This is a genomic window from Usitatibacter rugosus (assembly GCF_013003965.1).
In the GTDB taxonomy this organism is placed as follows: domain Bacteria; phylum Pseudomonadota; class Gammaproteobacteria; order Burkholderiales; family Usitatibacteraceae; genus Usitatibacter; species Usitatibacter rugosus.
Window position 1 is genome coordinate 1,251,456 of record NZ_CP053069.1, and the last position, 21,502, is coordinate 1,272,957.

19 protein-coding genes are annotated in these 21,502 nt (G+C 67.5%); 4 read left to right on the forward strand and 15 right to left on the reverse strand.

What is annotated here, in order from left to right; translation table 11 throughout:
* Positions 1-34 precede the first annotated feature (34 nt).
* Genes DSM104443_RS06275 through DSM104443_RS06295 form a run of 5 tightly spaced genes read right to left on the reverse strand, consistent with a single transcriptional unit; the run spans position 35 to position 5,634 of the window.
* Positions 35-580, reverse strand: coding sequence for a phosphonate degradation HD-domain oxygenase (locus tag DSM104443_RS06275; RefSeq protein WP_171090507.1), 546 nt, complete (start codon positions 578-580; stop codon positions 35-37).
* Entirely contained in the window at positions 543-2,288 is a 1,746-nt protein-coding gene (locus tag DSM104443_RS06280; protein WP_171090509.1) for a Na/Pi cotransporter family protein, read from the reverse strand. Before DSM104443_RS06280 ends, DSM104443_RS06275 begins: the two co-directional genes overlap by 38 nt.
* A gap of 7 nt (positions 2,289-2,295) precedes the next feature.
* Entirely contained in the window at positions 2,296-3,693 is a 1,398-nt protein-coding gene (phnY, locus tag DSM104443_RS06285) for a phosphonoacetaldehyde dehydrogenase (protein WP_171090511.1), read from the reverse strand.
* A 1-nt stretch (position 3,694) separates the two neighbouring features.
* Positions 3,695-4,939 carry a phosphonoacetate hydrolase gene (gene phnA, locus DSM104443_RS06290; protein ID WP_171090514.1) on the reverse strand — a complete coding sequence of 415 codons (1,245 nt, stop codon included), beginning with the start codon at positions 4,937-4,939 and terminating at the stop codon, positions 3,695-3,697.
* Complete coding sequence (locus tag DSM104443_RS06295) at positions 4,936-5,634, reverse strand: phosphonate utilization associated transcriptional regulator (RefSeq protein WP_171090516.1); 699 nt, start codon at positions 5,632-5,634, stop codon at positions 4,936-4,938. Before DSM104443_RS06295 ends, phnA begins: the two co-directional genes overlap by 4 nt.
* A gap of 48 nt (positions 5,635-5,682) precedes the next feature.
* Between DSM104443_RS06295 and DSM104443_RS06300 the strand changes: the two genes are divergently transcribed.
* Entirely contained in the window at positions 5,683-7,038 is a 1,356-nt protein-coding gene (locus DSM104443_RS06300; RefSeq protein WP_171090518.1) for an alkaline phosphatase D family protein, read from the forward strand.
* 11 nt (positions 7,039-7,049) lie between these two features.
* Here the strand turns inward: DSM104443_RS06300 and DSM104443_RS06305 are convergent, their stop codons facing one another.
* From DSM104443_RS06305 to psrA, 10 genes are read right to left on the reverse strand one after another with little or no spacing between them, the layout of a single operon-like run.
* Positions 7,050-8,306, reverse strand: coding sequence for an alkaline phosphatase family protein (locus DSM104443_RS06305; protein ID WP_171090520.1), 1,257 nt, complete (start codon positions 8,304-8,306; stop codon positions 7,050-7,052).
* Positions 8,303-9,109 (reverse strand): phosphodiesterase, encoded by an 807-nt coding sequence (locus DSM104443_RS06310; RefSeq protein WP_171090521.1) that lies wholly within the window; start codon positions 9,107-9,109, stop codon positions 8,303-8,305. Before DSM104443_RS06310 ends, DSM104443_RS06305 begins: the two co-directional genes overlap by 4 nt.
* A 5-nt stretch (positions 9,110-9,114) precedes the next feature.
* Positions 9,115-10,755 (reverse strand): dipeptide ABC transporter ATP-binding protein, encoded by a 1,641-nt coding sequence (locus tag DSM104443_RS06315; RefSeq protein ID WP_171090523.1) that lies wholly within the window; start codon positions 10,753-10,755, stop codon positions 9,115-9,117.
* Positions 10,752-11,597 carry an ABC transporter permease gene (locus DSM104443_RS06320; protein WP_171096258.1) on the reverse strand — a complete coding sequence of 282 codons (846 nt, stop codon included), beginning with the start codon at positions 11,595-11,597 and terminating at the stop codon, positions 10,752-10,754. Before DSM104443_RS06320 ends, DSM104443_RS06315 begins: the two co-directional genes overlap by 4 nt.
* A 2-nt stretch (positions 11,598-11,599) precedes the next feature.
* Positions 11,600-12,556: an ABC transporter permease gene (locus DSM104443_RS06325; protein WP_171090525.1), complete on the reverse strand. Its 957-nt coding sequence runs from the start codon at positions 12,554-12,556 to the stop codon at positions 11,600-11,602.
* Between the two features lies 1 nt (position 12,557).
* Entirely contained in the window at positions 12,558-14,102 is a 1,545-nt protein-coding gene (locus tag DSM104443_RS06330) for an ABC transporter substrate-binding protein (RefSeq protein WP_171090527.1), read from the reverse strand.
* A complete protein-coding gene (locus tag DSM104443_RS06335; protein ID WP_171090529.1) occupies positions 14,103-15,200 on the reverse strand; it encodes a TRAP transporter substrate-binding protein in 1,098 nt (365 codons plus the stop codon). It lies immediately after the preceding gene.
* 27 nt (positions 15,201-15,227) lie between these two features.
* Entirely contained in the window at positions 15,228-16,550 is a 1,323-nt protein-coding gene (locus tag DSM104443_RS06340) for a TRAP transporter large permease (protein WP_171090531.1), read from the reverse strand.
* A gap of 24 nt (positions 16,551-16,574) precedes the next feature.
* A complete protein-coding gene (locus DSM104443_RS06345) occupies positions 16,575-17,126 on the reverse strand; it encodes a TRAP transporter small permease subunit (protein ID WP_171090532.1) in 552 nt (183 codons plus the stop codon).
* Positions 17,123-18,211 carry an iron-containing alcohol dehydrogenase PsrA gene (psrA, locus tag DSM104443_RS06350; protein ID WP_171090534.1) on the reverse strand — a complete coding sequence of 363 codons (1,089 nt, stop codon included), beginning with the start codon at positions 18,209-18,211 and terminating at the stop codon, positions 17,123-17,125. The genes DSM104443_RS06345 and psrA overlap by 4 nt, the downstream gene beginning before the upstream one ends.
* A gap of 138 nt (positions 18,212-18,349) precedes the next feature.
* Here psrA and DSM104443_RS06355 point away from each other — a divergent pair, with 138 nt between their 5' ends.
* From DSM104443_RS06355 to DSM104443_RS06365, 3 genes are read left to right on the forward strand one after another with little or no spacing between them, the layout of a single operon-like run.
* Positions 18,350-19,306, forward strand: coding sequence for a LysR substrate-binding domain-containing protein (locus DSM104443_RS06355; protein WP_171090536.1), 957 nt, complete (start codon positions 18,350-18,352; stop codon positions 19,304-19,306).
* Positions 19,303-20,325 (forward strand): putative 2-aminoethylphosphonate ABC transporter substrate-binding protein, encoded by a 1,023-nt coding sequence (locus DSM104443_RS06360; protein WP_171090538.1) that lies wholly within the window; start codon positions 19,303-19,305, stop codon positions 20,323-20,325. The genes DSM104443_RS06355 and DSM104443_RS06360 overlap by 4 nt, the downstream gene beginning before the upstream one ends.
* On the forward strand, positions 20,322-21,440 hold the full coding sequence (locus DSM104443_RS06365; RefSeq protein ID WP_212756992.1) for a putative 2-aminoethylphosphonate ABC transporter ATP-binding protein: 1,119 nt from the start codon (positions 20,322-20,324) through the stop codon (positions 21,438-21,440). The genes DSM104443_RS06360 and DSM104443_RS06365 overlap by 4 nt, the downstream gene beginning before the upstream one ends.
* Positions 21,441-21,502 lie beyond the last annotated feature (62 nt).

Sequence of the window (21,502 nt, forward strand, 5' to 3'; positions counted from 1 at the left end):
GACAAAGATTAGCCTAAATGGAGTCTGACCCCATTTATCGGACGCAGCGGGAGACGATACCGAGGTAGTGCTGGAGGTCGGGTGTGGGCTTGCCGTGGACCTTGGCCTGGTCGTCCCAGCGGCGCACGCGCATCGCATCGCGGGCATAGGGCTTGGCGGCGAAGATCCTGGCTTCCTCGGGCGTGTAGGTGCCGCCCTGGAGCTCGAGGGAGCGCTTCGAATCGGCGGAGAGCGCGTCGTAGTAGCCCGGCTCCAGCGCACAGAGCGCGCGCTTGGCATCCACGTGCAGGCGGATGGGTTCGACCACATCGGGCGGGAAGAGCGGGCGGATGAACGGCACCGCGAAGTACTGGTGTTGATCGTCGATGCCGCGAACGGTCGGCGACTCGCCCTGGGGGTTCAGCATATGGCCCAGGTCGTGGAGGAACGCGGCGGCCACCAGTGCGTCGCCGGCGCCCTCGGATTCCGCGAGCTGGGCGCATTGCAGGGCGTGCTCGAGCTGCGTCACGCCCTCGCCGCTGTACTCGATGTGTCCGTGGGCCTTAAAGAGCTTCTCGATGTCGGGGAGGGTGAGAGCCATTTTCGGCCTCCGCGGGAGTGGGATTGGCGGCAGGGACAGGGACGGCGGCGGCGAAGACCCCGGTGGACATGCCGGAGCGCAGGCGGCTGCTGCGAAGCTGGCCGGCCTGCTCGAGGATCGGATACGCCGTGGAGCAGAAGAAGGAATTGATGCGGCGCATGTCGCTGATGATGTCCAGGTGCAGCGAGCTGGTCTCGATCGACTGCACCGACTGCCCCGAGAGGCGGTCCAGGTGCGTGCCGGAATACTTGCGCTCGAGGTCGCGGAACTGCTCCTTCTCCGCGATCAGCATCTGGGCGCTCTTCAGGTCCCCGTTCAGGAACACCGAGAGGCCGAGCCGCAGGTTCTCGATCAGCTTCTCGTGCATCTCCTCCAGCTCCTTCATGCCTTCCTGGGAGAACTGCAGCCGCTGGCCGATCTTCTTGTCGCGCAGGGCCTGGAAGGTGCCCTCGAGGATGTCGCCCACGTGCTCGAGGTTGATGGTGAGCTGCATGATCTCGGTCCAGCGCCGGCCGTCGCGCTCGTCGAGCGCCTCGCGGCTGATCTGCGTGAGGTAGAGCTTGACCGCCGTGTAGAGGCGGTCCACGTCGTCGTCCAGCCTGATCATCTGGTCGACCAGCGCCTTGTCGTCGGTCTTGATGACCTTGAGCATGCCGTTCAGCATCTGCTCGATCAGGTCGCCGATGCGAAGCGTTTCGCGAGCCGCGTTGGCCAGCGCGAGGGCGGGCGTGCCGAGCGCGCCGCTGTCCAGGTGGCGCGGCTCCACCTGGGCCACGTTCGACGCCACGCCGGGCACGAAGCGCGTGACGAGCGCGGCGACCTTGTCGGTGAGGAAGAAGAACAGCACCGCGATGGTGAGGTTGAAGAGTACGTGGAAGTGCAGCACCTGCCGGCCGGGATCGAGGTCGAAGTTCGAGATGACGCGGATCGCGTATTGCATTCCGAAGAGGAAGATGACGCAGCCCACAGCCTTGAAGATGAGGTTGCCGACGGCCACGCGCCGTCCCTCGCCGGGGGTGCGGAGGTTCACCAGGAGCGCGAGGATGCCGCTGCCGATGTTGGAGCCCAGCACCAGCGCCATGCCCTCGGGCACCGTGATCACGCCGGAGGCCGTCAGCGAGGCGGAGAGCAGCACCATCGCGAGGCTGGACCACGAGAGGATGGTGAACACCGCGCCGATCAATATGTCCAGCAGCATGTCGCCCGAGAGCGAGGCGAAGATCACCTTCACGCCTTGCGCCTGCGTGATGGGCGCGGTGGCCTGGTTCACGAGCTGCAGCGCCAGCAGGATGAGCCCCAGGCCGATGGCCACGCGCCCGAGCTGGCCGGCGCGCGTGTTCTTGCGCGACAGGAAGAAGACCACGCCGAAGAAGATGAAGATCGGCGAGATCCAGCGCAGGTCGAGCGAGAGCACCAGCGCCATCAGCGCCGTGCCGACATCCGCGCCCAGCATGATCACGAGGGCCGGGCCGAGGGCGATCAGGCCCTGGGCCACGAAGGAGCTCGCGATCAGCGCCGTGGCGCTGGAGGACTGCACGAGCGCCGTCACCGCGAGGCCGGAGAGGAACGCCGAGGGGCGGGTGGCCACGCTCCGGGAGAGGAACCGGCGCAGGTTGGCGCCGAAGACACGCAGGATGCCGGTGCGGACGATGTGCGTGCCCCACACCAGCAGGGCCACGCTCGCCATCAGGTTGAGGAGAGTTTCCAATCCCTTGCTAGGCCCCCGGCAGGCTGAAGGTCTTCAGGTTGGTGAAGCTCTTCATCGCTTCCTGCACGCCTTCCTTGTAGCCGAGGCCCGAGTCCTTGATGCCTCCGAAAGGCGTGAGCTCCAGGCGGTAGCCCGGCACTTCGCGCACGTTCACCGTACCGACCTGCAGCTCGGCCACGAACTTCATGACGTAGTCCAGGCGGTTGGTGCAGACGGCCGAGGAGAGTCCGTAGGCCGTGCCATTGGAAATGGCGATGGCTTCATCGATGTTTCCGAAGCGGATGATCGGCGACACCGGGCCGAAGGTTTCCTGCTTCACGACGGTCATCTCCGGCTTCACGTTGTCCAGCACGGTGGGGGAGTAGAGCGCGCCCTGGCGGAGGTTGCCCACGAGCAGCCGCGCGCCTTGCGCCACCGCCTCGTTCACGCGCGCCTCGAACTGCTTGGCCGCGGCCTCGTCGATCACCGTGCCCATCTCCATCTTGCGGTCCGTGGGGTTGCCGTAGCTCCACGCCTTCGTCTTCTGGACCACGAGGTCGACGAAGCGTTCCGCGACGCTCTCCTGGACCAGCATGCGCTTGACCGCCGTGCAGCGCTGGCCGCTGTTCTTGTACGAACCTTGCACCGCCAGCGTGGCGGCCTCCTCGAGGTCGGCGTCTTCCATGACGATGATCGGGTCGTTGCCGCCCAGCTCGAGCACGATGCGGCGGTAGCCGGCCTTGGACGCGATGTACTTGCCGACCGAGACGCCACCGGTGAAGGTCACCAGGTCCACGTCCACGTTGGTGATCAGCTCGTCGGCGATCTCGCGCGGGTCGCCCGTCACGATGGTGAACATCGGCTTCGGCAGGCCGGCTTCGTAGAGCAGCTCGGCGAGGTAGATCGCGGAGAGCGGCGTCTTCTCGGAGGGCTTCAGCACCATCCGATTGTTCGTGGCGATCGACGGCGCGACCTTGTGCGCCACCTGGTTCATCGGGTGGTTGAACGGCGTGATCGCGGAGATGGCGCCCAGCAGCGGCTCGCGCTTGGTGAAGACGCGGCGGTTCTTGCCGTGGGGCGTGAGATCGCACGAGAAGGACTGGCCGTCGTCCTTCAGGGCCTCGGTGGCGCTGAAGTTGAGCACGTCGCAGACACGGCCCACTTCGTAGATCGAATCCTTCTTGCACAGGCCCGACTCGGACGTGATGAGGTCGGAGGCGGCCTCCACGCGTTCGCGCAGGAGCGTGGCGGCTTTCTGCAGGATCGAGGCGCGGTCATAGCGCGTGAGCTTCGACTTGTAGGCGCGTGCCGTGGCGAAGGCCTGGCGCACGTCGTCCACGGTGGCCATGGGCACGGTCCCGGACACGGTGCCCGTGAACGGGCTGTGCACCTCGATGACGCGCGAAGACTTCAGGACGGCGCTCATGTCAGGCCACCGCCGTCGCGTGGTCGCGGACTTCGACGTGATTGAGGGCGATGTCCAGGAGATCGAAGTTGCGCAGCTTGGCCTTGCCGGGAATGCCGGCCGTCTTGCGGTTGAAGAGGAGGGGGACCGTCTGCTCGGAGATGCCGCCGTGCGAGCGCAGCGGCGCATCGAGGCCGGAGAGGTCGTGGCGCGATTCGCTCGTGCCCAGCACCACGTGCTTGGTGGAAACCACGACGAGGTCGCCCATGCGGTCGGGCGGCAGCTCGAACATCGTGGCGGCATCGGCATTCGGCAGCGCGACCTGGATGCCGCGCGTTTCCATGAGGCGCTTGCGCACTTCCTCGCGCTTGCCCTCCGGCAAATAGATCGTGGCGAAGGAGCCGAGGGCGCCGTGGTGGACCACGTACGGGTCGGTGATCGGCAGGATGACGCGCGCGGTGGCCGTGCCCAGCCAGGAATCCATGAGGTCTTGCAGGTAGATCACGTCCGGCTTGCCGTCGGCTTTCGTCTTCGCGTTCATGCCGTGGTCGGCGGTGAGGGCCACGACGGCGCCGAGGCGATCGTACTTGGCGAGGTACTTGTCCATCATCGCGTAGAACTTGTTCGCGCCTTCCGTGCCCGGCGCGTACTTGTGCTGGATGTAGTCCGTGGTCGAGAGGTACATGAGGTCGGGGTGGCGCGTCTCGAGCAGCTTCACGCCGGCCGCAAAGACGAACTCCGAGAGCTCGGCGCTGTAGACCGAGGGCACGGGCATGCCGACCAGCTCGACCACCTTGTCGATGCCGTTCTCGGCCACCGTGGCCTCCGCGGCCTTCTCCGAGGAGAAGCAGATGCCCTTCATCTTGTGGCCCAGCAGGCGGCGCAGCTTGTCCTTTGCAGTGACGACGGCGACCTTGGCGCCCGCGTCGGCGAAGGCGGCGAGGATGGTGCCGGCCCGCAGGTACTTCGGGTCGTTCATCATCACTTCCGCGTCGGCCTGCGGGTCGTAGAAGAAGTTGCCGCTGATGCCGTGCACCGCGGGCGGAACGCCGGTCACGATGGAGAGGTTGTTGGGGTTGGTGAAGGACGGCACGACGCAATCGCCCTTGAACACCGACCCGGAGCGCAGCATCTTCGCGATGAAGGGCGCGGTGCCCGACTTCGCGGCTTCCTCGAGGTAGTCGAACTCGCAGCCGTCGACGCACACGGCGACGATGGGCTCGCGCATCCACTTGTACTGGCGGCCATTCACTTCGAGGGTCTTCATTTGGTGACCTTGCCTTTCTTGACGATCGTGGCGTGGAGCCGGTCGCGGCTCTCGATGGCGTGCTCGCGAAGCAGCTCGCCGGCTCCTTCCGCGTCGCCCCGCGCGATCGCATCGACGATCTGCGCGTGCTCGCGGGTGGAGATGGGGAAGCTGTTGGGGCCGCGTGCGAGCGTCTCGCGGCGGTAGAGGTGCAACTCGTTCACGAGGCGGCGGTAGGTCGCGGCGAGCTTCTTGTTGCCGGAGATGTCCGCGAGCCGGTCGTGGAAACGTACGTTGAGGGGGTAGTAGGCGGCGACGTCCTTGCCGCGCGCGATCTGCTGCATGCGCTTCACCATCTCGCGCAGCTCCTCGGCCTCCTCGGCGGTGGCGCGCTCGGCGGCGAGGCGTCCGATCATCTCGTCCAGCCCGGCGCGGACCTCGTAGATCTCGTCGGCTTCCTCGAGGGAGACCTGGCGGACGAAGACGCCGCGGTTCTTCTCGGTGCGGACGAGGCCCGCCTGCTCCAGGGCCCGGAAGGCCTCGCGGACCGGGCCGCGCGAGACGTTGAGCTCGGCGGCGAGGTCGGCCTCGTTCAGCTTGTCGCCCGGGGCGAGTTCGCCGGCGAGGATGCGCCGCTCCAGCTCGCCCAGCACCACCGTGGTGAGGGAATGGCTGCGCAGCAACGCGATGGTCGCGGCCGGGGCGGGCGTGGGCATGTGGTAGATTGTAGACAATCTGCAAACTTCCCGCAAGCCGACGAAACCATGACTTCCCGACGCGACGCCCTCAAATCCGCCCTGCTGATTCCCTCGCTCGCCACGCTGCCGCTCGATGCACGCGCCGCGCCCACGCCGACCGTGGCGGTGGCCGGGCACTTCACGCAAGACGCGGTGCGGCTCTGGGTACAGGCGAATGGACCCGGGGTGGCCGCGCTGAAGTACTGGCCCGTCGACGGCACCGAGGCCGACGCGCGAACCGTCGCCGTGGCACTGGGTCGCGAGGATTGCGGCATCGCCCGCATCGCCGGGCTGCGCGCGGACACGCGCTACCGCTATCGCGCGACGCTCGAAGGCGGAGGAGAGGGCATCGCCGGCACGTTCCGCACGGCGCCCGCGCCGGGTGCAAGCCCGCGCGACTTCCGCGTGTACATGGGCTCCTGCGCCTACACGGAGGTGATGACCCGCGGGGGCAACGTCTACGGAGCCAACCACCAGATCTTCGACACCATGGCCGCGGGCATGGCCGCCGACGCGCTGCCGCACTTCATGCTGTGGATGGGCGACAACCTCTACCTGCGCGGCTCGGGCAAGGACGGCAATCCCGACGACTTCGCCACGGCCGAGGCGATGGCGCGGCGCTACCGCGAGGTCCGCGCCAAGCCGATCCTCGGCAAGCTCTTCGCCGCCACGCACCATTACGCGATCTGGGACGACCACGACTTCGGCAACAACAACAGCGACAGGACCTTCCCGCTGAGGGACGAGAGCCTGCGCCTGTTCCAGGGCTACTGGCCGAACCCGGACATGGGCTCGCAAGCGCTGCCGGGCACGTGGACGAAGTTCACGCACCAGGACGCGGAGTTCTTCCTGCTCGACAACCGCTGGTATCGCGATGCCGAGACCGCTCCGGCGGATCCCGCGAAGGTCATGTTCGGCCGCGAGCAGATGGCGTGGCTCAAGCGCTCGCTCACGGAGTCGCGCGCCACGTTCAAGGTGGTCGCGGCCGGCACGCAGTTCCTGAGCGAGGCGCCCAACGGCGTCGAGTCGGGCTGGCACAGCTACGCGGGGGAGCGGGACGACTTCTTCGCTTGGCTCGACCGCTCCGACGTGAAGGGGCTGGTGCTGCTCTCGGGCGACCGGCACAACACGCAACTCTTCCGGCGCGAGACGAAAGGGCGGCCGCCGGTGCACGAGTTCTCGTGCTCGCCCATGACGTCGAAGATCGTCAAGCTCAACAAGCACGACCTCGCGAATCCGAGGCTCGACAAGGACTGTGCCGTCGAGACGCAGAATTTCGGGACGCTGGAGTTCTCGGGCGCGGGCGCCGGCCGCACGCTCGTCGCGCGCTGCTTCGACGCCGACGGGAAGCTGCAATGGACGCGAACGCTCGCGTCCGCCTGAGCCACGCGCGTTCACGCGCCCGTCAGCGCCCGGCCGTCGAGGGTGTCTTCGGCCAGCCCCAGGTGGCGAAGGATCGTCGGTGCGATGTCGACCAGGCTCGCGTTCGTGAAGTGCGAGCCGTGCGCGATGCCGGGCGCGCGAATCACGAGGAAGGGGCGCTGCTCGTAGCGTCCCAGGCCCCCGTGCTGGCCATGGCCCGGGAGCGATTCGCCGCCCAGCGCGTTCTCCGCGACATCGCTGCGGCCGCGGACGCCGAACGCGTTGGGCTCGTCGTCGCCCGCGAGGCTGACCGCGATCGCCAGCGTGCCGCCGCGCGGCAGGCCCCACTGCGATAGCGTCTCGCCGCTCGCGATCTCGCCCGCGAAGTCCTGCTTCGGCAGCCATGCGAGCACGGCGGGAATGCGATCGGCGGCCGCGGGTGAGAAGTGCAGGATCGCGGAGGTGCCCTGGGGTGCGACGACCACATCGCTCGAATCGAGGCTCGCCTTGAAGCCTGCCTCGACCAGCCTTTCATCGAGGTCGACCTTGCGGCGGATCGTCTGCATCCCGTGGTCGGAGCACGCCGCGAAGAGAGTCTCCTTGCCACCCGGATCCAGGCGATCGACGGTTTCCAGCACGCGGGCGACATTGGCGTCGGCACGCCCGATGGCGGCACGGTGCTCGGGCGAACCCAGCGGCGTGTGGTGCCCCGTGTGGTCGGGCTCGGAGAGCCACAGCACGGCGTAGGGCGGGCGGCGCTGCTCGAGGATTTCGGAGCAGAAGCGCGCGGTCATCGTGTCGTCGCCATCCGCTCCCACGCGGATGTCGAGGCCGTCGGCGAGCGGAGCGCGGCCGGGGCCGAACGAGCCGGAGCGGTGATAGACGTATCCCGCGCCTTCGGGATCGTGCACGTAGGCAGCGCCGGGCGAGACGTTCGACATCAGCACCGCGGGGCCGAGCGAGGCCACGCGCTCGTGGAGCGTCGGCCGATGCAGCGCGCGGCCGGTCACGCGGCGCAGGCGCTCGAGGAAATCGGGCTTGCCGGCCGAGTAGCACTTGAGGCCCGCGCCTTCGTCGAGAACCATGGTGTTGCCGAGGAGGCCGTGCGATGCGGGACGCGAGCCCGTGGCGATGGAGGCCGCACTGGTGCGCGTGGTGGAGGGAAAGACGCCGCGGAAGGCGGTGAAGCTGGCTGCCTCGCGCCGCAGCCGCGCCAGCGTGGGTGCCGTCGCGTCGTCGATGAGGTCCGCGCGCAGGCTGTCGCAGACCACGAGGACCGCGCCCTTCATCTCACGTATTCGTAGTGGTCCTCGCCCACGCGGCGCAACGTCGTGCGATCGAGGTAGTCGTGGAAGTGGACCGTCACCTGGTCGGGATCGATGAACGCGACGGCGTAGGCCGGCGGCTCATGGCTCTTCGGCACCGGCGTCACGGTGTGCAAGTCGAACGGCACCTGGTGGTTGAGCCCGCGCATCGTGGAGACCGGGATGCCGCGCCAGCTTCCGCACACGGGGCGGTGCACGTGGCCGTAGAAGAGGTGGCGGATGTCGCGGTCCTTCACCAGCGCGGCGAAGCGCTCCGGCTCGGCGAGCGCGATGCGGTCCACGCAGGGGATGCGGATCGAGAACGGCGGATGGTGCATGAAGAGGTACACGGGGCGCTTCCCGGCCTCGTCCAGCCGTGCGCGCAGCCACGCCTCGCGCTTCTCGCAGTACTTGCCGCCGTTCACGCCTTCGTCGAGCGTGTCGAGGAAGAGGAAGTCGCCTTCGTCGCGCTTCAGCACGCCCTGCACGAAGCCGTGCTCGTCGCGCAGCGCGTTCGGAAATGCTTCGCGGAACGGAGCGCGAAAGTCGTGGTTGCCCAGCAGCGGATAGACGGGCATCGCGAGCCGCGCAAGCTGCTTCGCGAGGCCCTGGTAGGCGGCGGGCTCGCCCTTGTGCGCGAGGTCTCCCGTCAGCACGCAGAACGCGGCGTCGGCGTGGTTCGCGATCACGTCGTCGATGCATTGCGCGAGGCGCTGGTAGGGATCGGTCTGGTAGAGCGATTGCCCGGGGGTCACGAGGTGCGTGTCGGTGATGTGGACGAGTTTCATGGCGGTCAGGCGGGCGCGGGGTCCGGCAGGTTGCCGTATCCGCGGCTCGCGGCATCGATGAGCTTTCGAGTGTAGTCGTCGGCGGGCCTCGCGAAGACGGCGCCGGTGGCACCCGCCTCGCGCACCGTCCCGTCGCGTAGCACCACCACGCGCCCGGCCACCTGCCGGATCACGCCGAGGTCGTGGCTGATGAAGAGGCACGCCGTCCCGGAGCGCTGCTGCAGCTCCTTCAGCAATGCGAGCACCTGGGCCTGTACCGAGACATCGAGCGCCGAGGTGACCTCGTCGCAGATCACGAGATCGGGCTTGGCTGCGAAGGCGCGCGCGATGGCGACACGCTGCTGCTGGCCGCCGGAGAGCTGGCGCGGATAGCAGTCGAGCAGGTGCGGGTCCAACTGGAGCTGCTCGAAGAGGGCGAGGGATCTCTGCCGCGCCTCGGCACCCGTCACGCCCTCGAAGAGCGCGAGGGGACGCTCGAGGATGGCGGCGATGCGCTGGCGCGGGTTGAGCGACGAGAGCGGATCCTGGAAGACGATCTGGATGCGGCGGCGTTGTTCCTGCGTGCGCTCGCGGGCGAGGCCGGGAAGCTCGGCGCCGTCGAAGCGGATGCTGCCCGAGGCGGGCGCGAGCAATCCCGAGACGAGGGCTGCGGCGGTGCTCTTGCCGCTGCCCGATTCGCCGACCAGGCCCAGTGTCTCGCCGGGTGCGATGTCGAACGAGAGGCCCTCGAGCGCGGGCCGGCCCGCTTCGGGCGCGCGCGTGAACCAGCCGCCGCGGCGCGCATAGCGGAAGCCGAGACCGGAAACCGAGAGCAACGCGGGCGCGGACGAGGGCGGCGCGACGCCCGTAGGCTCGCGATCGATGCGCGGCACCGCGGCGATGAGCCTTCGTGTGTAGTCGTGCTCCGGCGTTCGATAGACGGCGCGCGTCACACCCTGCTCGACCACCGTGCCGCGCAGCATCACCAGCACGCGGTCGCACATCTCGGAGACGACGTTCAGGTCGTGGCTCACGTAGATGAGCGAGGTGTTGAGGCGCTTGCGGAGGTCGCGCACCAGCTCCAGCACCTGGATCTCCGTCGTCTTGTCGAGCGCCGTCGTGGGCTCGTCGAGGATCACGAGGCGCGGATTGCCGGCGAGCGCCGCGGCGATCACCACGCGCTGGCGCTGCCCGCCGGAGAGCTCGTGCGGGAAGCGATCGTAGAGCGTGGCCGGATCCGGCAGGTTGGTGAGCGCGAAGAGGGACAGCGTCACCTCGCGCGCCTCGGCCTTGCCGCAGCCGCGCTGGATCCGGACCGCCTCCGCGACCTGGCTGCCCACGCGCAGGTGCGGCGTGAGCGACGACAGCGGGTTCTGCGGCACGAACGCGACCTTGCCGCCGCGCAGCAGCTTCATCTCGGCGGCGGCCATCTGGCGGATGTCGCGGCCGTCGATGCGGATGTCGCCGGAGGTGATCACGCCGCCGGGCCGGCAGTAGCCCATCAGCGCTCGGGCGAGCGTCGACTTGCCCGAGCCGCTCTCGCCCACGAGGCCCAGGCTCTCGCCCTCGGCGAGAGAGAGGCACGCGTCGATGACGGCCGGGGCCAGGGCGCCGTCGGGGCGGCGATAGCTCACGTTGACGCCCTTCGCTTCGAGCACCGGCGTCATACGCCTCCCACGTAGCCGCGCGCGGCGTCCATGCCCAGCGCATTCGCGAGTGCCTCGGCCCCGAAGTTGAGGCCGACCACGAGGGTGCTGATGAAGACCGCGGGGAAGAGCACCAGCCACGGCGCGAACGAGATCTGGCCCACGCCTTCGGAAACCATGAGGCCCCAGTCGGGCGTGGGCGGCGAGAGGCCGAGGCCGAGATAGGACATCGTCGAGAGCAGCAGCACCGCATGTGACATGCGGATGGCGAACTCCACGTACACGACGTCCATCGTGTTGGGCAGGATCTCGCGCGCGATGATCGACGCGGACGACTCGCCGCGCAGCTGCGCCGCCTTCACGTAGCCCAGGTTCACCTGCGTCATCGCCTGAGCGCGAACGATGCGGATCACGCCCGGGAAGTACACGAGGCCGATCAGCGTGATCAGCACCGGCAGCGATTCGCCGAAGCCGGTGATGAAGAGCGAGACGAAGAGGATGCCGGGCAGCGCCAGCTTGATGTCGCAGATGCGCATCACGATGTCGTCGAGCAGGCCGCCGAAGTACGCGGCGGCGACACCCAGCAGGCTTCCGATCGACACGGCCGCCACGACGCCCGTGAAGGTGACGAGCAACGCCATCCGCCCGCCGTAGAGCAGGCGCGAAAGATAGTCGCGTCCGAGCACGTCGGTGCCGAGCAGGAACTCCCCGGGCGACTCGGCGCGGCCGCCCACGAGCGCGGTGGGATCGTAGGGCGCGATCCACGGCGAGAAGAGCGCGAGGAAGAGATGGATCGCGACCAGCGTGAGGCCGAGGATGGCCGCGGGCTTCTTCAAGGCGAAGCGGTCGATGCGCAGGGCCATGGCTAGCGGCTCCTCGCGCGCGGGTCGAGCGCCATCACGGCGGCGTCGGCGAGCAAGTTCATGCCGATCACGACCAGCGCGGCGATGAGGCTGATGGCCTGCACCACGGCGACCTCGCGCTTCTCCACGGCGTTGATGAGTACGAGCCCGAGGCCCGGATAGGCGAACACCTTCTCGACCACGATGATCCCCGACAGCAGCCCCGCGACGTAGAGCGCGGCGGAGTTGAGCGCCGGGATCACGGAGGCCGGCAGCGCGTGGCGCAGCACGAGCGAGAGGTTCGAGGCGCCGGCCAGGCGCGCGCGCTCGACGTAATCGCTGTTGAGCGACTCGATGAAGCCGGCCCGCACCAACCGCACGAGGTGGGCGATCGAGCCGATCACCACCGTGAGCACGGGGAGGAACGAGGCCGCGATCAGCGTCGTGGGCGCATCCCTCGTGAAGGCCGTGATCATCGCCGGGAAGATCGGCAGCCAGATCGCGAAGCACAGCACGAGGAAGTTGCCCGAGGCGAACTCGGGAATGGAGTAGCCGACGATGGCCCCCGTGGAGGCGATGAGGTCGGGGGTCCGACCTCGCCAATACGCCGCCGCGATGCCGATCGCGAGCGCGATGGGAATGGCGCAGAGCGCCGTCACGAGCCCCAGCAGCATGGAATTGCGCAGCGGGTAGCCGATCACGGTGGCCACGTCCTCGCGGCCGATGATGGTCTTGCCGAAATCGCCGGTGACCGCGTGGGCGAGCCAGCTTCCGTAGCGCACGACGGCGGGGCGGTCGAGGCCCAGCTCGGCGCGGCGCTTGGCGAAATCCGCGTCGCTCATCTGCGAGGCTTCGTCCGCGGTGAGACTCACCTGCAGGGCGTCGCCCGGCAACACTTCCGTGGCGACGAACACGAGCACGGTCACGAGGAACACCACGAGCGCCGAGAGGACCAGCCGGCGCGCCATCGCCTTCAGCATGTCAGGCCTTCCACACCTCGTCGAAGCGGATCGACCAGAACTGCGAGTGGTTGCCCAGCCCGCGCACGCCCGGCTTGTGGATCAGCATGTTCTTGCGGCCCACGGGATGCACCGCGGGAACGTCCTCGAGGAGGATCAGCTGCATCTTTCGGTAGATGAGCAGGCGCTGCTTGGGGTCGCGCTCGGCCACCGCGAAAGCGTAGAGCTTCATGTACTCCTCGCACGCCGGGCCGCTCCAGTAGCCGCTCTCGTTGTTGTCCGGCCGCATGCGGTAGAGGCTGACACCGGCGTTGCGCACGCCCGACGGCCCGTACGCGAACTTGTGCTTGGTGGTCTTCTCCTTGTTCTCCACGCGCCAGTCGCGATAGCCATCGGCGGGGCGCTGCTCGATCGGCAGCGTGATGCCCGCTTCCTTCACGGTCTGGGCGACGACCTGGAAGACGCGCGGGATCTCGGGCCACGACGCGGTGAAGTAGAACGTGGGCAGCGTGATGCCGTTCGGGTAGCCCGCTTCGGCGAGGAGCTTCTTCGCCTTGGCGACGTCGCGCTTCGGGAAGGGGACGAACGCGTCGTTGGCGGGCGTCAGGTGCGAGTCGTTGCCGATCCAGCCGGTCTTCGCGCCGTAGACGATCTTCATGACCTTGTCGCGGTCGATGGCGAGCGAGAGCGCCTGGCGGATGCGCTTGTCGTTGAAGATCGAGCCCTCGTGCTTGGGCAGGATCATCAGCGCCTGGTCGCCGGCTTCGGAGAAGTCGATCTTGGTGCCGGGGATGCGCTCCAGGTCCGGCAGCAGGCCCGGGTCCACGCCCAGCACCGCGTCGAAGAGGCCGCCGCGGAAACCGTTCAGCGCGCCTTCCATCTTGCCGGGCGTGCTCACGACCTCGAGGCGGTCGACGTACGGCATGCCCTTGCGCCAATAAGCCTCGTGGCGCTCCATGATGAGTCGCCGCTTCGGGTCGAGCTCCACGATCTTGAACGGGCCCGTGCCGATGCCGGAGAGGCCGATGGTGGCGATGGGCTCGGCGGGCATCACCATCAGCTGGTACTCGCCGAGGATGTACGGGAACTCGCTGTTCGGGGCATCGAGGTGCATGCGCACCTTGAACGGCCCGGTCTTCTCGATCCTGACGATCTGCTTCGCGAACGACGTCTTCTCCTGGTGGAACAGGAAGGAAGCGATGACGTCGTCGGCGGTCATGTCGCGGCCGTTGTGGAACTTCACGCCCTCGCGCAACTGGATGTCCCAGACCTTGAGGTCCTTGTCCGGCTCCCACGACGTGGCGAGCTCGGGCTCGACCTCGAGCTTCGCGTTCACGTAGGCGAGGCCGTTGAAGGCGCTGCGCGTGTTGATGTCCAGCAGGTAGTAAGGATGGCGGCCGGTCTTCGCGTCGCCCATCCGATTGTTGGGATAGAGGTTCGTGTAGACGAACTTCCCGCCGCGCTTGGGCGCGCCCTGCGCGAGGGCGTCCAACGGGCCCAGCAGCTCCTTCAACCCCAGGGCGGCCAGCGCCGCCCCGGTCGACACGATCAGCTCACGACGTTTCATTTACACCTCGGCTGCGCCTGCGATGAGTTGCGAGAGCTTGGCGGTCTCGCGCGTGTACGGAACCGTGATCTTCGCGTAGGCGCGCTGGGAATCGAGCACCTTCTTGAAGAACGCGTCCTTCTTCTCCAGCTCGCCCAGCACCTTCTTCGCGCTCTTGATGAAGGCGGGCGCGTAGTCGGCGGGCGCGTCGAACACCGTGACGCCCTTGGTCTTGATCTCGGCCAGCGCCTTCGCGTTCTCGAACTGGAAGTAGACGAGCGCGTCGAAGAGCGAGGTGGTGAGCGCGGTCTCGACGATCGCCTGCAGGTCGGGGCCCAGCGCCTTCCACTTGGCGCCGTTGATCACGATGTCGGCGATGTCGATGGCCTGGTGCAGGCCCTGGATCGAGTAGAACTTGAACACGTCCTGCAGGCCCACCTTGATGTCGTTGGCCGGGTTGATCCACTCGACGCCGTCGATCACGCCGCGCTCGGCCGCCGGGATCAGTTCGGCTCCGGCGAGGTTGACCGGGATTCCGCCCATGTCCTTCAGCACGTCGGAGGGCAGGCCCGAGGAGATGCGGAAGCGCAGCTTCGTGAACTCCGCCACCGAGGTGATCGGCTTCTTGAACCAGCCGAAGCATTCCGGGCCGTCCGGCGCGTAGAGGAACGGCATCACGTCGGTCTTCAGCATCTTCTGGTAGTACTCGACGTAGAGATCGCGGCCGCCGCCCTGCATGTACCAGGCGAGCTGGCCCATCTGGTCCAGGCCGCTGCCCGAGCCGCCGAGCGGAGCGCTGAAGAGCCCGCCCGCGGGATGCTTGCCCGTGGCGTAGTGCGCCCACCACTGGCCGGCGTCGACCACGCCCTTGTTCACGGCGTCGAGGATCGCATCGGGCTTCACGATGGCCCCGGAGGTGAGGATCTCGATCTTCAGGCGCCCGGCCGACATCTTGTCGACGTGCGACGCGAAGCGGTTCAGCAGCGTCATGTGCGGCGTGCCCGACGGATTGGCGCTCTGCAGCTTCCAGCGGTGGGTCGCCTGTGCGTTGGCGACCGAGGGAACGGCTACGGCGCCTGCGGCGAGTCCGGCGCCGGCCAGGAATCTTCTGCGTTGCATCGTTTTCTCCTCCTTCGTTGGGGGTTGCTACTTCGCTCCGAAAACCAGGTTGGGCAGCACCAGGATGATCTGCGGGAAGAAATACAGGATGAGGACCGCGATCCACTGCAGGATCATGAAAGGCATCATTCCCTTGTAGATGTCCGCCAGGTCCCACTTCGGCATGATCCCCTTGAGGTAGTACGCCGAGAGCGCCACCGGTGGAGACAGCCAGCAGGTCTGCAGCGTGACGGCGAGCAGGATGCTGAACCACACCATGTCGACTTTCAGCGTCTCGAGGATCGGCTGGAAGATCGGCACGATGATCACGACGATCGGCACCCACTCCAGCGGCCAGCCGAGGATGAAGCACAGCACCAGGATCGAGAGGATCAGCGCCGTGGGCGGGATGTTCCAGCTCACCAGCGTCTCGGCGATGAAGCTCGGCGTGCCCAGCGCGGAGAACACGCTGCCGAGGAAGTTCGACGCCATGAGCAGGATCATCACCATGCTCGCGGTCTGCACCGTGCGATACGTCGAGTCCTTGAACACGGCCCACGTGAGCTTGCCGTGCGCGGCCGTGACGGCCAGAGCCCCGATGCAGCCGATGGCCGCGCCTTCGGTGGGCGTGGCCCACCCGGTGACGATCGAGCCCAGCGTCGCGACGATGAGCGCCGTCGGGGGTACCAAGCCGAACGCCAGCTCCTTGAACACGTACGACTTCGGGACGTCGAGCTCCTTCTCCGACAGCGGCGGCCCGAGCTTCGGGTTCAGCCACACCCGACCCATCGTGTAGATGAGGTACAGGCCCGCCAGCAGCAGCCCGGGCAGCAGCGCCCCGGCGTAGAGGCGCGCGACCGAGACCTGCAGCACCGGGCCCATCACCACCAGCATCACCGAAGGCGGGATCAGGATGCCCAGCGTGCCGCCGGCGCAGATGGTGCCGGCCGACATCCGCACGTCGTAGCCGGAGCGCAGCATCACGGGCGCGGCCATCAGCGCGATGATCGTCACCGAGGCGCCCACGATGCCCGTGGCCGCGGCGAAGAGCGTCGCCGTGAAGATGGTCGCGAGGAAGAGCGAGCCGTGCACGCGCCCGAACATCAGCTGCACCGCGTGGAACAGGCGGTTCATGAGCCCCGCGCTCTCCAGCACGTAGCCCATGAAGGTGAACATCGCCACGGCGGCCAGCACCGTGTCGGTCATCGTGTCGAACACCTGGTAGGTCATCAGGTGGAAGACCTTGTCGCCCAGGCCGATGTAGCCGAAGACGAGGCCGAGCAGGATCAGGGTGAACGAGATCGGGAAGCCCCCGAGGATCACCACGAACATGCATCCGAGCAGGACCAGGCCGAGGACTTCCGGGCTCATGCGCGCGCCTCCGCGGCGGGGTGGTCAGGTGAGCTCACTGGGGCCCTCGCCTTCGCGGTAATCGATGCCGGTCTGCAGCGTCTTGAAGCACTTCAGCACTTCGGCGATGCCCTGCAGGAGGATCAGCGCCGAGCTCAGCGGGATCACGGACTTGTACCAGTACGCGGGCGGCCGCCACGTGGTCATGAGCGCCTCGCGGAGCTCCCACGACTCGGCCGCGTAGCCCCAGCTGATGTACGTGAACATGATCATCCCGGGCAGGAAGAGCAGCACGTACTGCGCGATGTCCATGCGCACCTGGTTCTTGAGCGACCAGTTCTTCGAGAAGAAGTCGGTGCGGATGTGCTTCTGCAGCTTGAGCGTGTAGGCGCCGGCCAGGAAGAAGTGCGCGCCGAAGCACATGGTGGCGATATCGTTCGCCCAGAGCGTGGGCGTCCAGAACTTGCGCACGATCACCTCGAAGAACAGCACGCCGAACATCGGCACGATCAGCCAGGACACGATCTTTCCGGCCGCGGTGCTGATCGCATCGACGACGGGCGTGACGCGGTCGATCCAGTCGGTCGATCGGCTCATGCGCGCGCTCCTATGAAGTTCTTGCCGCGCACGCCGTCCAGCGCGTTCGCGATCATGCGGCGGGAATCGTCCTCGGTCACGCCGTACGCCGAGAAATCCGTCTTCACGCCCACCTCCTCGAGGAAAGCCGCCAGGCGCCGGGGCGCCGTGGCGAGGTCGCCGTCGAAGATGGCGGCCAGCACGGCATCGCGCCCGGGGTCGGTCCCGGCGGCGCGCTCGAGCACCATCGGCAGCGTGAAGGAGCAGGCGATGCCGTGCGGCAGGCCGAAGCGCAGCGTCATCTCGTACGAGATGGAGTGGGCGAGCGCGGTCTTGGTGTTCGAGAAGGCCATGCCGGCCTTCAGCGCCGCCAGCGCCATGCGCGAGCGAAGCTCGCGGCTGCCCGGCTCCCGAAGCAGGCGCGGGAGCGTCGCCATGACTTCGCGCGCCGCCGCGATCGCATACGTGTCGGAGATCGGGTTCGCGTTCACGTTCCAGATCGACTCGAGCGCATGCGACAGCGCGTCGAGTCCGCTTTGCACGGTCACCGAATTGGGGAGCGTGAGCATGAGGTCCGGATCGACCACGGCGGCCTCGGGCCAGGTCTGCGGGAGGTGCAGCGAGTGCTTCCGGCCCGCGGCCTTGTCCCAGATCGTGGCCCAGGGCGTGACTTCGCTGCCGGTGCCGGCCGTGGTGGGCACGGCGATGAGCGACTTGATGCGCGCGGGAACGAAAGGCTTGCCGGTCGCGAGGAGCGCCACGAGATCGTCGAAACGGCCTGTCGTGGTGCCGACCATCAGCGCCTTCGCGGTGTCGATCGCGCTGCCGCCGCCGACGGCGACGATCGCCTCGACGTCCGCGTGCTCGCGCCAGAAGGATTCGTACATCGACGCGAGGTAGCTCACGTCGGGATTGGGCTCGATGCGGTCGATCACGCCCGCGAGGGAGCCGCCGAGGATGGCGCGCAGCTTCGCGACGAGGCCGAGGCCTTCGGCTTCCGGAAAGGTGACGAGCATCGCGCGGCGCTTGCCGAGGATTTCCGGCAGCTCGCCGATCGCGCCCGCGCCAAAACGGATGGCAACCGGGTTGTGATAGCGGTGCGACACGACTTCTCCTCCAGTCCCGGTTCTGTCGACCGGTGCGGCGAGTGTCGGGGTCCGCGCTGCCATAGATCAAATTCTTTTATTTTGGGTTGTCCATTCAAAAAAGCTATTCTTGGTCCCGGAACCGTCACGGAGGATTCGATGCGCCTCACCCAGCTCCGCTCCTTCCACGCCGTGGCCCGCGCCGGCGGTTTCACGGGGGCCGCGCGCCTGCTGCACATCAGCCAGCCGACCGTCACGACCCAGGTGCGCTTCCTCGAGGAGACCTACGGCATCGAGCTCTTCTATCGCCGCGGCCGGACCGTGAAGCTCACGCCGCTGGGCGAGCAGCTCTACGAGCTCGCGCAGCGCGTCTTCGCCCTCGAGGGCGAGACCATCCACCTGCTGCAGGATTCGGGGGAGCTGCGCTCGGGGTCGCTCCGGGTGGGCGCGGTCGGCCCCTTTCACGTGACTGAAATGCTGGCGCGGTTCAATCAGCGCTATCCCCAGATGCAGGTGTCGGTGCGCGTGGGCAACTCCACCGCGGTGCTGGGGGAGCTGATCGAGTACCACACCGATGTCGCCGTGCTCGCGCAATACACCCACGACGCCCGCTTCCACTCCATGCCCTACAGCCGCCACCCCGTCGTCGTCTTCATGCACAAGGACCACCGCTTTTCCGCGAGGAAGTCGATCCGCATCAAGGAGCTCGAGGGGGAGGCGATGATCCTGAGGGAGGAGGGCTCGACCACGCGCAAGGCCTTCGACGACGCCCTGCGGCGCTCGGGCGTGAAGCCGCGGATCGTGATGGAGATCGGCGGGCGCGAGGCGATCCGCGAGGCGGTGATCATGGGCGTGGGCCTGGGCACGGTTTCCGAGGTCGAATACATCCCGCACCCGCAGATTCGCGCCGTGCGCATCGCCGACGCCGAGATCTACACCTTCGCCCACGTGGTGTGCCTCGAGGAGCGGCGCGACGCCCGGGTGGTGCGCGCTTTCTTCGAGATCGCGAAGGCGCTGCGGCAAGTGCGAGCATCAGCCGGCTCTGATAATCTCATCGAGCCGCCTCGCCGACCCAACCCCAGAAAACCAACGCAGACACCCAGGAGAGGATCATGACCCATCCCATTCGCAAGGCGCTGTTTCTCGCCGCCGCCGTTCTCGCCGCCGCACCGGCGTGGGCGCAGAAGACCGAGCTGCTGGTCTACACGGCGCTCGAGACCGACCAGCTGAAGGCCTACTCGGAGTCGTTCGCCAAGATGGCGCCCGACGTCGAGATGAAGTTCGTCCGCGACTCGACCGGCGTCATCATCGCCAAGCTGCTGGCCGAGAAGGCCAACCCGCAGGCCGACGTGGTGCTCGGCGTCGCGGCTTCCGGCATGGAGATCTTCAAGGCCGAGGGCATGCTCGTGGGCTACACGCCCAAGGGCTTCGAGAAGCTGAACGCGACGTACAGCGACAAGGCACGCCCGCCGATGTGGGTGGGGCAGGACGTGTACGCAGCCGCCGTGTGCTTCAACACCGTGGAAGCCGCGAAGAAAGGCATCCCGAAGCCGGAGACGTGGAAGGATCTCGCCAAGCCCATCTACAAGGGCCAGATCACGATGCCGAACCCCGCGTCGTCGGGCACCGGCTACTTCGACGTGACGGCGTGGCTGCAGCTCTTCGGCGAGGCCGAGGGCTGGAAGTACATGGACGCGCTGCACGAGAACATCGCGCAGTACACGCACTCGGGCTCCAAGCCGTGCCGCCAGTCGGGCGCGGGTGAGTTCGTGATCGGCATCTCGTTCGAGTACCGCGCCAACGACGTGAAGAAGAAAGGCGCGCCGGTCGACATCGTGTTCCCGAAGGAGGGCCTGGGCTACGACATCGAGGGCTCGGGGATCATGAAGTCCACGAAGAAGATGGCCGCCGCCCAGAAGCTGATGGACTGGGTCGCCTCGAAGGAAGCCAACGAGGCCTATGCCAAGAACTTCGCGATCGTCGCCTACCCGGGGCTCAACATGAAGCTGGAGTTCGTCCCGGCCGATCTCGAGAAGCTCCTCATCAAGAACGACTTCGCGTTCGCCGCGAAGAACCGCGACAAGATCCTCACGGAATGGAACAAGCGTTACGCGTCGAAGACCGAGCCCAAGTGACGTTGCGCGAGACCCCGGATGGCAACGTCATCCCCGATTCGTCGGGGATCCGGGGGTTCCTCGAACTCACCGATATCCGCAAGGATTTCGGTACCTTCGCCGCGCTGAAGGGTGTGAGCCTGGAGGTTCGCCAGGGGGAGCTGATCTGCTTCCTCGGGCCCTCCGGGTGCGGCAAGACCACGCTGCTCAGGATCATCGCCGGCCTCGAGACGCAGACCTCGGGACGCATCGTGCAGGCCGGGAAGGACATCTCCCGGCTGCCGCCGATGAAGCGCGACTACGGCATCGTGTTCCAGTCGTATGCGCTGTTCCCCAACCTGTCGATTGCCGAGAACGTCGCCTACGGTCTCGTGAATCGCGGCAAGCCCCGCGCGGAGCGCGAGGCGCGCGTGCAGGAGTTGCTTGCGCTCGTCGGTCTCCCGGACAGCGGTCCCAAGTTTCCCGCGCAGCTCTCCGGCGGACAGCAGCAGCGCATCGCGATCGCACGAGCGCTCGCCACCTCGCCGGGATTGTTGCTCCTCGATGAACCGCTCTCCGCGCTCGATGCGCGCGTCCGGGCTCGGCTGCGCGGCGAGATCCGCAGCCTCCAGCAGCGCGTGGGCATCACCACCATCCTCGTCACGCACGACCAGGAGGAAGCGCTCTCCATGGCCGACCGCATCGTGGTGATGAAGCAGGGCGAGATCGAGCAGATCGGCACGCCCACCGAGATCTACGCGAGGCCCGCGTCGCCGTTCGTCGCGGACTTCGTCGGCAAGACCAACCTGCTGCCCGCGCAGTGCACGGTGGAGAACCGCGTGCAGGTCGGCGAGCAGCGCTTCGAATGCCACACCAACGGCGCCACCTGCAAGGGCGCCGTACAGGTCTTCTTCCGGCCGGAGGATGTGATGGTGCGAGGCGTGACCAGCGCCACGCCCAACTCCGCCGCCGCGGTGATCGAGAAAGTGGAATATCTCGGCTCGTTCTCGCGCGTGACGTTCCGGCTGAACGGCATCGAGCAGCCGCTCACGGCGGATCTGTCGCTGAACGACATGGCGGAGTTCACGCCGCGTCCGGGCGGAACGCTGCGCGTGGCCGTCCCCGCCGATCGCCTGCGGGTCTTCGCGAACGCCTGACCCCTTGAACGCCGCGAGCAGTCATTCCCGAGACGTCGGGAATCCAGACTGGGTCCCCGCCT

Excerpts from the sequence above, each read along its gene's own strand:
- DSM104443_RS06275 (WP_171090507.1), bottom strand. The coding sequence starts at position 580 with ATGGCTCTCACCCTCCCCGACATCGAGAAGCTCTTTAAGGCCCACGGA.
- phnY (WP_171090511.1), bottom strand. The coding sequence starts at position 3,693 with ATGAGCGCCGTCCTGAAGTCTTCGCGCGTCATCGAGGTGCACAGCCCG.
- phnA (WP_171090514.1), bottom strand. The coding sequence starts at position 4,939 with ATGAAGACCCTCGAAGTGAATGGCCGCCAGTACAAGTGGATGCGCGAG.
- DSM104443_RS06295 (WP_171090516.1), bottom strand. The coding sequence starts at position 5,634 with ATGCCCACGCCCGCCCCGGCCGCGACCATCGCGTTGCTGCGCAGCCAT.
- DSM104443_RS06300 (WP_171090518.1), top strand. The coding sequence starts at position 5,683 with ATGACTTCCCGACGCGACGCCCTCAAATCCGCCCTGCTGATTCCCTCG.
- DSM104443_RS06305 (WP_171090520.1), bottom strand. The coding sequence starts at position 8,306 with ATGAAGGGCGCGGTCCTCGTGGTCTGCGACAGCCTGCGCGCGGACCTC.
- DSM104443_RS06310 (WP_171090521.1), bottom strand. The coding sequence starts at position 9,109 with ATGAAACTCGTCCACATCACCGACACGCACCTCGTGACCCCCGGGCAA.
- DSM104443_RS06315 (WP_171090523.1), bottom strand. The coding sequence starts at position 10,755 with ATGACGCCGGTGCTCGAAGCGAAGGGCGTCAACGTGAGCTATCGCCGC.
- DSM104443_RS06320 (WP_171096258.1), bottom strand. The coding sequence starts at position 11,597 with ATGGCCCTGCGCATCGACCGCTTCGCCTTGAAGAAGCCCGCGGCCATC.
- DSM104443_RS06325 (WP_171090525.1), bottom strand. The coding sequence starts at position 12,556 with ATGCTGAAGGCGATGGCGCGCCGGCTGGTCCTCTCGGCGCTCGTGGTG.
- DSM104443_RS06330 (WP_171090527.1), bottom strand. The coding sequence starts at position 14,102 with ATGAAACGTCGTGAGCTGATCGTGTCGACCGGGGCGGCGCTGGCCGCC.
- DSM104443_RS06335 (WP_171090529.1), bottom strand. The coding sequence starts at position 15,200 with ATGCAACGCAGAAGATTCCTGGCCGGCGCCGGACTCGCCGCAGGCGCC.
- DSM104443_RS06340 (WP_171090531.1), bottom strand. The coding sequence starts at position 16,550 with ATGAGCCCGGAAGTCCTCGGCCTGGTCCTGCTCGGATGCATGTTCGTG.
- DSM104443_RS06345 (WP_171090532.1), bottom strand. The coding sequence starts at position 17,126 with ATGAGCCGATCGACCGACTGGATCGACCGCGTCACGCCCGTCGTCGAT.
- DSM104443_RS06355 (WP_171090536.1), top strand. The coding sequence starts at position 18,350 with ATGCGCCTCACCCAGCTCCGCTCCTTCCACGCCGTGGCCCGCGCCGGC.
- DSM104443_RS06360 (WP_171090538.1), top strand. The coding sequence starts at position 19,303 with ATGACCCATCCCATTCGCAAGGCGCTGTTTCTCGCCGCCGCCGTTCTC.